At 60.1% G+C, this 11,075-nt stretch carries 8 protein-coding genes; 4 read left to right on the top strand and 4 right to left on the bottom strand.

Features of this window, described 5'->3' with window-relative positions; genetic code table 11:
- Nucleotides 1-142 precede the first annotated feature (142 nt).
- Nucleotides 143-472, top strand: coding sequence for a cation-transporting P-type ATPase (locus E3T43_RS19755; RefSeq protein ID WP_134472556.1), 330 nt, complete (start codon nt 143-145; stop codon nt 470-472).
- 126 nt (nt 473-598) lie between these two features.
- Here the strand turns inward: E3T43_RS19755 and E3T43_RS11500 are convergent, their stop codons facing one another.
- The 4 genes from E3T43_RS11500 to E3T43_RS11520 form a co-directional block, all read right to left on the bottom strand.
- Complete coding sequence (locus E3T43_RS11500; RefSeq protein ID WP_134472557.1) at nt 599-1,612, bottom strand: LacI family DNA-binding transcriptional regulator; 1,014 nt, start codon at nt 1,610-1,612, stop codon at nt 599-601.
- Nucleotides 1,613-2,410: 798 nt separating this feature from the next.
- Entirely contained in the window at nt 2,411-3,352 is a 942-nt protein-coding gene (locus E3T43_RS11510; RefSeq protein WP_134472558.1) for a carbohydrate ABC transporter permease, read from the bottom strand.
- Nucleotides 3,349-4,293: a carbohydrate ABC transporter permease gene (locus E3T43_RS11515; RefSeq protein ID WP_134472562.1), complete on the bottom strand. Its 945-nt coding sequence runs from the start codon at nt 4,291-4,293 to the stop codon at nt 3,349-3,351. The genes E3T43_RS11510 and E3T43_RS11515 overlap by 4 nt, the downstream gene beginning before the upstream one ends.
- A 189-nt stretch (nt 4,294-4,482) precedes the next feature.
- Nucleotides 4,483-5,829: an ABC transporter substrate-binding protein gene (locus E3T43_RS11520; RefSeq protein WP_134472559.1), complete on the bottom strand. Its 1,347-nt coding sequence runs from the start codon at nt 5,827-5,829 to the stop codon at nt 4,483-4,485.
- A gap of 1,246 nt (nt 5,830-7,075) precedes the next feature.
- On the opposite strand from E3T43_RS11520, the gene E3T43_RS11525 reads away from it, so the two are divergent.
- From E3T43_RS11525 to E3T43_RS11530, 3 genes are all read left to right on the top strand, one after another.
- Nucleotides 7,076-8,773 (top strand): glycoside hydrolase family 13 protein, encoded by a 1,698-nt coding sequence (locus E3T43_RS11525; protein ID WP_134472560.1) that lies wholly within the window; start codon nt 7,076-7,078, stop codon nt 8,771-8,773.
- Entirely contained in the window at nt 8,770-8,910 is a 141-nt protein-coding gene (locus E3T43_RS18780; protein WP_166791314.1) for a hypothetical protein, read from the top strand. Before E3T43_RS11525 ends, E3T43_RS18780 begins: the two co-directional genes overlap by 4 nt.
- 344 nt (nt 8,911-9,254) lie before the next feature.
- Nucleotides 9,255-9,935 (top strand): hypothetical protein, encoded by a 681-nt coding sequence (locus tag E3T43_RS11530; RefSeq protein WP_166791315.1) that lies wholly within the window; start codon nt 9,255-9,257, stop codon nt 9,933-9,935.
- The last annotated feature ends 1,140 nt before the right edge of the window (nt 9,936-11,075 follow it).

The following is an 11,075-nucleotide window of genomic DNA, read 5'->3' on the forward strand; positions in this document are numbered from 1 at the left end:
AATCTCAGCCCAATCATCCAATTTGATCACCTTCCATAATGGTTGGTGGCCCTGTTTTCAGTTGGCGCTTTTGGCCCTGTTTTCAGTCGGCGTTAACAAATCACCCGGGTTTCACGCGAGGCCCCTACGAGACGGGGCTTTCATGAGCGTTACTTCTCAGACGGAGGCGCTCGTACGGGCGCACGATCCCTATGCGCGCCCGGTAGAGGAGGTGCTCGCGGATCTCGAATCGAAGCCGCAGGGCTTGAGCGTCAGCGCTGCAGAGAAACGGCTGGTCGTCTATGGTCCGCCGGGGCCGGGCTTGCCTGCTAGCGGCGGTGGGATTCGAAGCACCCGGTGTGGACGTTGGTCGGGATGTTCACTCGCGGACGGCTCCTGCCGCCGCACCTGCGAATCGGTGCCGGGGCGTTCTCATGCACCCAGAAACTGTTGTCAACGTGACGACCGTCATGATAAGCGCCGTCACCGGTGACGATCACTACGTCACAGTGCCGAGCGCACCCGCCCTTCTCATCGTCAATCCCGATGACGCCTCATTGTCATCCAACGCGACGAACATCAGCGACCTCGATTCTTGCCGCTTGCAGTTGGCCAGCCCCTACGCGGGTGGTGCGGTAGTGCTTGTGCGGACTTTGAATGTGGTGGGCACGAGGTGCCGCACCATTTCGTTAGCTGGAGTCGGCTTGCTGAGCTCGCGCATCATGATCTCCACTGCAAGTGTGCCCTGGCTACGCGGACACTGACGCACCGTCGTGAGACCGAACATGGCGGCAAGGTCATGATCATCGATACCAACGACCGAAAGCTGTGTGGGAACATGAATTCCAAGTTGCCGAGCGGCAATCATAATTCCGATTGCGATCTCGTCGCATCCGGCGACGATCGCGGTGGGACGCGTTCTCGGATTGGCAAGCACGGATAGCGCAGCTTCGTAACCTCCGGGAATGCTGAAGGGCGAGGCCAGAAAATCATCCTGCACGCTCACTCCAGCGCTTTCAAGAGCAGCGCGGAACCCTGCGAGCCTTTTTTCGTGCACGCTAAAGTCTATTTGTTCGGCTAGGTCTCCGCCGAGATGCATGATACGCGTGTGGCCGAGCCCGAGCAGATGGTCAGTTGCGAGTCGCGCAACTTCAACGTCGTCGATGCTCAGTGTTGAGGTGCCCGTGATCGGGCCACCAATACCGACAATGGGCTTCCCCAGTGAGTGAAGCATCTGAACCTCGTGCGTGGTAAGGGCGATGCTCACTGCGATCACGGCATCCACACGCTTGCGAACCAGGAAGTAGTCGAAAACGCGCCGTCGCTGATCCGGGTCAGGGCTGAGGCGGTACAGCGTTAGGTCATACCCCGCATTGATGAGAGCGGCCTGGATTCCTTCGAGTACCTCGGCGAAGAACCAACGATTGATGTAGGGGACGACCACTCCGACATTACGGGTTTGTCCGGTGACGAGACTTGCCGCATTCGATGAGACCACGTAACCGATGGCCGCGGCCGCCTGCACGACTTTGTCTTTCGTTGCAGCGGAAACATACCCTGATCCACTCAATGCGCGGGACGCCGTAGATTTCGACACTCCCGCCATGCGAGCGACGTCGGAAAGTGCGCTCACTCGGTTCCTATCATTGGGGGCTCCTATGGGATTCTAGCCTAGCCTTGATTCGTGGTCTGTGGAATTGGGTTGCTTCAGGTTCTTTCCGGGTGGTGGGTTTTGCTGTCATCGGGGGTTTAGAACTGTTTTCGGCGTTATTGCGGCGACGATGACGTCATGGTGAGTGCCCCACGCTTGGCGAGTGGCTTCGCATGGTCGCCGACGCAATGAAGGAAAACGCTCGTGACCGAGCGGAGTTCAAGGCGACGGTGGATCGGTTGGAGCAAGAGAACATGACGTTGCGTTCCCGGCTGGATAAGAACTCGACAACTCCTCGAAACCGCCCCGCACGGACAGTTTCAGCAAACCCACCAGTAAGGCCCCGTCGCTTCGCGAAGCGTCGGGTAAACCGCAAGGGAAACAGGCTGACGAGACTTAGACTGCGCGTGGGCGACGGCCTCGCCGGCCAAACGCCGAGGCCCGCGGATGCGATCCAGAGAAAGACCATAATGCTGACCAATTCGATCAGCACCGGCATATTTGGCGTGTTTGAAGGCGGGAACAGCCCCTGGTCGAACGCTTCCTTCGTTAACAGTGGGGGAGCGCGCTGATGGCGGCACCGACCAGCACCAACGCGATGGTGAGCGTGGTCTTGTGCGGACCGAAGAGGTGGTGGATACGACTCAGCAGGTCCGGGATTTTCGGCGCACCCCCATTTTCTTGCTTCTGGTCATCGACGTCTTGCCGGCTGACGCGCGTGCGCGCCTTGCCGTATCTGCCTACTAGTGCCGCTCGCTCCCTAACTCTAGCTACCGCAGTTTACCCCTTTGAAGATCCCGCGAGCAGGCCGCGCACGAAGTAGCGCTGCAGGCTGAAGAATACGATCAGCGGCACGATTAGTGAGATGAATGCCGCTGCCGGCAGCCTCTCCTGGTTTCGGCCAAAGTTGCCAACAAGTTCCGCCAAGCGCTGGGTCAGAGGAGCGACATCCACTGTTCCGCCAGAGAAGACGAGCGCCACTAGCAGGTCGTTCCACACCCATAGGAACTGGAAGATGCCGATGCTCGCGATCGCCGGCATCGCCAGCGGAATGATGATGCGGAAGAACACCTGCGTGTTGCTGGCACCGTCGACCCTGGCGGCCTCTATTACTTCTGCTGGAATCTCGGAAATGAAGTTGTGCAGCAAGAAGATGCACAGGGGCAAACCGAAGATGGTGTGGGCGATCCACACCGCAGGGAACGTTCCGCTGATGCCTAGTACCTGTGAGAAAATCTGCAGCAGTGGGATGAGTGCCATCTGCAGCGGCACGATCTGCAGCGCGAAGATCAGCACGAAGATCGCACCACTTCCTCGAAACTTGATCCAGGCAAATGCGTAGGCCGCCATAGTGGCCAGCGCTATCGGGAACAGCGTTGCCGGGATCGCCACAACGAGCGAGTTGACGAAGTACGACCCGAGGTTGGCGGATGAAGCCCCACTGGAGAACAGCACGTCACCATAATTCTCGAACGTGAAGCTGGGGTTGGTGAAGATCATCCACCAGCCAGTACTGCTGATGTCGTCTGCCGTGCGGAAAGACGACACGAACAGCCCGAAGGTCGGGATCGTCCACACGGTCGCGATGATGATCGCAGCGAATGTCGCCCACCGTGATGTCAGCCGTTGTTTGACCCGGTTCCCCTTGCCCCCGCCATTTGCTGCACGGGGTGCGACAGGCGAATTTAGCTCTGCGACCGTTGCTGCGTTTGCGGTGCTCATCGGATCTCCTTCTGCTTGCGCATGACTCTCACGTTGTAGATGACGATAGGCAGCACCATGATGAACAACACGAGCGCCAGCGCCGAGCCCTGCCCGAACTCACCACGGTTGAAGGCCTGGGTGTACATTTCGTTGGCGATAACGCTCGTGTCGAAGTTTCCGCCCGTCATCGTTCGAACAATGTCGAACACCTTCAGCGTCGCAATCGAGATGGTCGTGACAACCACGACGAGGGTGCCCCGGATCCCGGGAATGGTGACGTTGATGAACTGCTGCCAGGCGTTAGCCCCGTCGAGCCGTGAAGCCTCAATAATCTCGACAGGCACTCCCTTAATGGCGGCAGACAGCAACACCATCGCGAAACCGGTCTGGATCCAGACCATGACCACGATGAGGAAGAAAGTGTTCCACGGAGAGTTGATGAGGAACTGTAGTGGCTCCCCACCGAACCAGACGATGACCTGGTTGAGAAGACCGATCTGTTCAAAGCCCTCAGCACGGTACTCGTAGACGAACCGCCAGATTATGCCGGCGCCGACGAAGGAGATCGCCATCGGCATGAAGACGAGCGACTTGAGCACCTTCTCGCCCTTGGACTTGTCGATAAAGACGGCGTAGGCCAGACCGATTGCCGTGGAGGCGGTTGGCACGAGGGCAACCCAGATGAGGGTATTACCCAAGGTGGTGAGAATCTGCGGTTGCGTGAACATCCAGACGAAGTTGTCGATGCCCACGAAATCGCCCGTACGGTTCGTGAAGGAAAGGTACGCGGTTCGCACCGCTGGGTAGACCAGGCCGACCGCTAGAAGGATGATCGCCGGGGCGACGAAGGCGATGAGCTGGAGGGCATCCCGACCTCGCTTAGGTGCCCGATCGACGAGGAATAAGACCAGTCCGATAACTGCGGCGAACGCCACGAGCCCAATGACCAGCAGGCCCATCTTTTCCCAGAGTCCGCCCCAGAAGTCGCCGCGGGCTGCCAGGGGCAGCACGCCGAAGACGGGGAAAACCTGGCTGTGCACTATCAACGCTGACACGCGCAAACCTCCATTGGATGCGAACCACGCCACTGACGACCTGGCCCGCTAGGCATAGGCGCAGCGGGCCAGGTCAGTCAAATAGTGAGGATGTTACGGGAAGGTACTGTCGATAGACGTTAGTACCTCGTCGGTGCTGCGCGTTCCCGTAACCCAGTCAACCATTCCAGTCCAGAAGGAACTAGTACCCACTGCGGCCGGCATTAGGTCGGATGCGTCAAAAGCGAAGACAGTGTCTTCACCTTGAAGAATCTCAATCGATGCCTGCCCGAGCGCGGATCCGGCCAGCGACGGGTCAAGACCCTTGTTCGCGCTGATCACACCGCCGATGGCAACACGCTCGTTGGCCCAGGTGTCGCTTGAAAGGTAGGTTTGAACCGCGGTGATAGCTTCCGATTCAGCGAAGGCCGCGACAAACTCACCACCACCGGTGACAGAGTTGCCGGCATCCGGGTCTGTCTTGGGGGTAATGAACGCCCAAATGTCTCCATCGGGAGCGACGACGGTGCCCTCAGGCCACTGTGCCTCGTAAAATGAAGCCTGGTGGTGAAGCGAGCAGTTGCCGTCGAGGATGGGCAGGCCTGCGTCGTTGAAGGTGGTCGAGACGATCGAGTTCACTCCACCGAAGCCACCGTTTACGTAGTCCTCATTGAGGAGAATTTCGCCGGCCATGTCGAAGGCGTTCTTGATCTCTGGGTCAGAGAACTTCACGTCTCCGGTAGCCCACTGGCTGTAGACGTCGGCTCCAGCGGTGCGAAGAACGAGGTCTTCGATCCAGTCCGTTCCGGGCCAACCGGTGGCGTCACCGGAACCGAAGCCAACACACCACGGGCGGTAGGTGTCGGTGCTGTTTCCGGCCATGGTCGCGGTCAGCGTCATGAGGTCATCCCAAGTCTCGGGAACGTCATAGCCATTGTCAGAGAAGTCAGACGGCGAATACCACACCCAGCCCTTGACGCTGGCCATGAGCGGTGCGGCGTAGAAGGTGCCGTCGATGGTGCCATAGCCCTTCCAGCTTTCCGACCAGAACTCGTCAACGTTTTCCTCAACTGCTGCGGGACCAGGAACTACGTAGCCGTCGGCAACCAGCCGCTGCAGTAGCCCGGGCTGCGGAATAATCATCAAGTCGGGAGCGTCCCCGGCAGCTGCGCGCACGTTGATTTGGGTCTCAGCTTCCTGAGTGCCCACGTAGTCAATCGTGATACCCGTGCAGGCCTCGAAGTCTGCCCAACTCTCGACGATTTGGTCGGCCTCGATGTCGACGATGGTCGCGTAGAGCTCGACCGTTTCACCCTCGAACGCGCCGTATTGCTCGTACGGTGCACAGTCTGCGTCGGACTCAGCCGGCGTGCCGGGTGCGGAACAGCCCGCGAGTACAAGTCCCAGGACTCCAGCTGTTGCTGCTGGCAAGAGCCAGCGTCGGTGCAAGGTAGAACTCATGTTTCTTCTCCTCATTGAGGTCTGCCCGCACCTTAGGTCAAGGACACGGGGTTCTGTATTGCAGGGGCGGAACCCGATCACAAAACCCGTTTTGTGGTGACTTCATAGGAAACCGGTTCCACAACAAAACCTATGGCACCGAAACGAGCATTGCAAGCCTTAGTGCGAATCGCAATATAACTATTAAGGCACGCCAGGCAATCAGGGTACAGCTCGCACGAGCTTCCTTATTGGTCATACGGCGCATAATCTGGAACCGGTTCCGTAACGAGTCAGATTCTTGGAGATGGCTACGCGTTTCCATGACCGGTCGTGTTCTGTCTCGTGGGATGGCGGTTGTAATCAGGGTCGCGCGGGGATGCAGCTGTTGCCGGTAAACGCGTCGAGTGGGACTGCATAAACCGTGAGTTGCGGCGGTGAATGTTTTGTAAAGTTCCCACTCGTCGTGGACCATCACCCCTGTGACTGAAACGTTCCACCGTTCAACGTTCCCGCCAGTCCCCGCTTCGCATTGATATGGAACACGGTGTGTGTGGTGGTGCCCGCGCAGTGAACCCAGGCGAGGCCGTCGCCCACGCGCAGCCTAAGTCTCGTCAGCATGAGTCGCTGGGCTGGCCATGACTGCCTGCTTGATTAACACGACCGTCTCGGCCAGCAGCAGGGGAGTGCTCTATCCCAGGGAGGACACCTACCCGGTGGACACGGGCGCTGAAACAGATCTTTGAACACCGCGGCGGTGCGGGCGATGGTCCCGGCAATGCCGCGCAATGAACTCTCGCAGCCGCGGCAGATGGTGCCTGCGTGGCGGAGAACCCGGTCAGGTGTTGCCGTCATCGACCGCGAAGCGCCACCGCTGCCGGCCTGTTTCCCTTGCGGTTTACCCGACGCTTCGCGAAGCGACGGGGCCTTACTGGTGGGTTTGCTGAAACTGTCCGTGCGGGGCGGTTTCGAGGAGTTGTCGAGTTCTTATCCAGCCGGGAACGCAACGTCAGTTCTCCTGCTCCAGCCGATCCACCGTCGTCTTGAAGTCCGCTCGGTCACGAGCGTTTTCCTTCATTACGTCGGCGACCATGCGAAGCAACTCGCCATACGTGGGGCACCAACCATGACGTCATCGTCGCCGCAATAACACCGAAAACAGTTCTAAACCGCCGATGACAGCAAAACCCACCACGCGGAAAGAACCTGAAGCAACCCAATTCCACAGAATACCGACGTCCGCCGGTGATGCCGTAGCATTTTAGGCATGACCGGCACCGAACTGAACCCTGGCACCGAATGGTGGCGCACGGCCGTCATCTATCAGATCTACCCGCGGTCGTTCGCCGACGCCAACGGTGACGGTATAGGCGACCTCGCCGGCATCAGCGCGCGCCTCCCCCAACTGCGGGACCTGGGCATCGATGCCATCTGGCTTTCTCCCTTTTATACGTCGCCGCAACGCGACGCCGGCTACGACGTCTCTGACTACTGCAACGTCGACCCGCTGTTCGGGACGCTCGACGACTTCGAGATGCTGCAGCGCACGGCGCACGACCTGGGCATCCGCGTCATCGTTGATATCGTTCCCAACCACTCTTCGAGCGACCACGGCTGGTTCCGGGCTGCCCTCGCCGCCGCCCCGGGCAGCGCAGAGCGCGCCCGCTACACCTTCCGTGACGGCAAGGGCGAGAACGGCGAGCTTCCCCCGAACAATTGGGAATCCGTCTTCGGCGGCCGGGCCTGGACCCGCACGACCGATCCAGACGGCACCCCCGGCCAGTGGTACCTGCACCTGTTCGACAGTAGCCAGCCCGACTTCGACTGGGACAGCGAATGGGTGCGCGAGCAGTTCCGCGCCGTGTTGCGCTTCTGGCTTGACCGCGGCGTCGACGGCTTTCGAGTGGATGTCGCACACGGCCTGATCAAGGCTCCTGGCCTCCCCGATTACACCCCTCCCGCCGAAGGTGGCAGCATGGGCGGCGCCCCGACCGCCCTCGAGCCCGGCATCAGCAACGAATCGCCCGTGACCGCCCCGTACTGGGCGCAGGATGGTGTGCACGAGATCTACCGCGACTGGCACCAGGTGCTCGCCGCCTACCCCGGCGACCGCGTGCTCGCGGCCGAAGCTTGGGTTGACCCGCTCAGCCAGATGGCCAAGTGGGTGCGTCCAGACGAAATGCACCAGGCCTTCAACTTCGGCTACCTCGAGACCCCGTGGAACGGCCCGCTACTCAAAAACGTCATCGACGAGTCGCTCGAAGCCTTCGGTAACGTCGGTGCGCCGAGCACCTGGGTGCTCTCCAACCACGACGTCGTGCGCCACGCCTCCCGGCTCGCCTTGACCGGCAAGAATCTGCAGGGGTACGGCATCGGCCCCAAGACGGTCGGGCTGCCCGATACGGCACTCGGGCTGCGACGCGCGCGGGCTGCATCCGCTCTCATGCTGAGTCTACCGGGCTCGAGCTATCTGTATCAGGGCGAGGAACTCGGCCTGCCAGAGGCCATCGACCTGCCCGACCACGCCCGCGAAGACCCCACCTGGTTTCGTACCAAGGGGGAGCGGTACGGGCGAGACGGATGCCGCGTGCCGATTCCGTGGGAAGCCGCCGCCGAATCGTTCGCCTTCAGCACCGGTGCGAAGAGCTGGCTGCCGCAACCTGCCGAGTGGGCGGGACTGGCTCGCGACCAGCAAAACGGCGTGGCCGGATCGACGCTTGAGCTGTACAAACTCGCACTGCGCCTGCGCCGGGAGCACACCCTCGCCACCGGAACCGTCACGTGGCTCGAAGGCTTCGGCCCCGACGTTGTCGCGTACCGCAACGGCGACGTGACCATCATGGCCAACACGGGCGCAACATCCGTTCAACTACCGGTTGGTGACGTGTTGCTGGCCAGTGAGGAGCTCGTCGGCCGCACCCTTCCAGGTGACACGACCGCCTGGTTGCGCGCCGCTCAGTCATGACCGATGCTGTCGACCGGCCCGACAATGCCGGCAGCATAGCGCTGGCGACGATCGCTGCCCTGCGCGAGCTGAAGTTCGAGCTGACCCGGTTCATGCTCAAACTGCGATCTCCCTTCGGCTCGCCGACCACGAGGTGAGCAGCCCGGGACCAGAACGGAAGATGACCGTCAGGTCGTCTCAAGGCAATAATGCTGTCGAGACAAGGGTTACTTGGCAGTCAGGGCATAGGTGAGGGCCTCGTAGAGGTCATCGCGCCGGACGCCGGCGGCCAGGATGTCGGCCTACTGACGGTCGGTGGATTGCTGGTGCATCGATACGCGCGCGTAGCCGATCAGCTTTGTCACTCTGCTTCTGGGCGTTTCATAACTAACGGTGAGTACTGCAATTCAAGCAGGAGGTTATTTGTGAGACTCGTCGCGCGGCGAGAGTCCGGCCGAGCTGAAAGCGGGTGGCGATGAGAGTGTGGGCAGGGGAGCCATCAGTGCACTCGCAGCGCAAGCCATTCTTCCCCTTCCCGATGTGCTTCGCAGCTGTCGCAGCTCTGGCTGTGATCTTAACCGGTTGTTCCTCGATTGGGCCTCAGGCGAATATTCCGGCTCCAGCGGTTACTTCAACGACCACAGATGAGAAAGGGGCGAGCCTTGAGGCTCGTGCCACGCCGGACCATTTGGTTGTGTCTGCGAGTAGTATCCAGGTCGTCTTGGACGATGGAACGAAGGGTGATGAGTTCGGTTATTTCGAACCCATTGAACCTGTGGTCGCTGCGCTCACGGCTGTGTTTGGGGGAGAACCCGTGATGACCACCTATGAAGGCATCCCTTCGGTTGACTACGACTGGAGTGGAGTGTCGATCGGCACGGACGGGCCTGCGCAACGTCCCACCAATCCGGAGATCATCATGCACGTCACGGCGGCAGAGGTCCATGGAATAGGGATCGAGACCGTTGACGGCATTCAAGTCGGTGATCCGGTAGCTGTTCTAGAAGTTGCCAATCCCTCACATCGTTGGCAGCGTGATGGCGTAGAGGAATTGGTGATCAAGGTGAATTCGGTTCCTGTTACCCCTGAGGACAACGAACGAACGTTTTCCGTGGAACTCAGGTCTTGTCCTTCTGACGGCCCCGTAACCGAGTTTGCTGCCCCAATGAAGAACTTTGAATAATGACCTATTGGCCGCCTGTATTCATTACCGATAGCGAGCCGTTGTAGTCGCTTAAATCTGGCAACGCCCAGCGGGACGTTTCGTGTTGACCAGGAAGAGCGACCTCCCGGCTGCGTGATCGGATGATCGGGTGATCGAACCACGGCGACGAAAGTCAGCACGCCAAGCGCCACCACTGGGTCACGCTTCCGAGGCTAGGCCGGGAGAAGAACTAGCCGGGGGACACGATCAACTCCGTGCTGCTTTCATCCAAATAGTGACATTCCAGTTTTACAGGCCAGAGAGAAAAAGTTCTTGAAGCGGTGCGTTCAAGCACGGCCTGACCGGTATTTTCTGAGAAATAGCACTGTGCTAGTGAGGGTTTCGCGCCTTCTCGGCGGTAGCGATGGGCGGGTCGCAGAGCAAGGTGCCGGCGATGAGGAACGCGGTCAGCCCAGTGTGTGCACGCTTCGGCTCTTGCCTGATCGAATCGAGTGTTGCAGCGTCGGCTGGACTACGCCGCCGACGATGGACAGGATGCTGCCAGCGACATGCCGAGAATGGGCACGGATACTGCTTCGGTGAGGGCTGAGCGACCTGTCCAGTCGCGCTGCCTGCCTGCGTGCTGCAGCGTGCGATGGGTGATGAGGTCGCTGGGAAAAGGAAGCGCGGACCCTCGGGAGAACATCGGTGTCAGCCAGCGTAGATAGTAGGGCAGGCGGCGACGCTGTTGACCACGGCGGCGACTATGAGACAGGCTACGCTTCCGTCCCCGGCTGAGGTGAGTGCGGCGAGTTCATCGGATATGAACGCACGCTTGTGGCGACCCTGCAGAAGAAACCTTCCGTTTAAGCCAAGGCTCCAAACCGCAGGGTTACGAGATGTTGTGTTCGGCAGGTCCGCAACGCCAAAAGTTCGATTGAGTGTGGGCCCGAATAGATCAAGAACTTGGCCAAAATTGGCTCAGACTGGCGGCAACACCGGAACCGCCGGTAGCACCGTCTGCGTGAAGTTGGTTCGGACTTTGCGCGGCGCTGTCCCCGATGACGGCAATTGGTTGGTGCTGCATGTGCTGGCAACGGCATGCCGCCGAGGGAGGGGGCTATGTTGGGTGGGAGATGCAAGCGGCATCGGAGTTGGTTGAGGTACCGCCGGTCCGGA

The sequence above is a fragment of the Cryobacterium sp. Hh7 genome (genome assembly GCF_004403155.1).
Classification (GTDB): Bacteria; Actinomycetota; Actinomycetes; order Actinomycetales; family Microbacteriaceae; genus Cryobacterium; species Cryobacterium levicorallinum.

Excerpts from the sequence above, each read along its gene's own strand:
- E3T43_RS19755 (WP_134472556.1), top strand. The coding sequence starts at position 143 with ATGAGCGTTACTTCTCAGACGGAGGCGCTCGTACGGGCGCACGATCCC.
- E3T43_RS11510 (WP_134472558.1), bottom strand. The coding sequence starts at position 3,352 with ATGAGCACCGCAAACGCAGCAACGGTCGCAGAGCTAAATTCGCCTGTC.
- E3T43_RS11515 (WP_134472562.1), bottom strand. The coding sequence starts at position 4,293 with ATGGGCCTGCTGGTCATTGGGCTCGTGGCGTTCGCCGCAGTTATCGGA.
- E3T43_RS18780 (WP_166791314.1), top strand. The coding sequence starts at position 8,770 with ATGACCGATGCTGTCGACCGGCCCGACAATGCCGGCAGCATAGCGCTG.
- E3T43_RS11520 (WP_134472559.1), bottom strand. The coding sequence starts at position 5,829 with ATGAGTTCTACCTTGCACCGACGCTGGCTCTTGCCAGCAGCAACAGCT.
- E3T43_RS11525 (WP_134472560.1), top strand. The coding sequence starts at position 7,076 with ATGACCGGCACCGAACTGAACCCTGGCACCGAATGGTGGCGCACGGCC.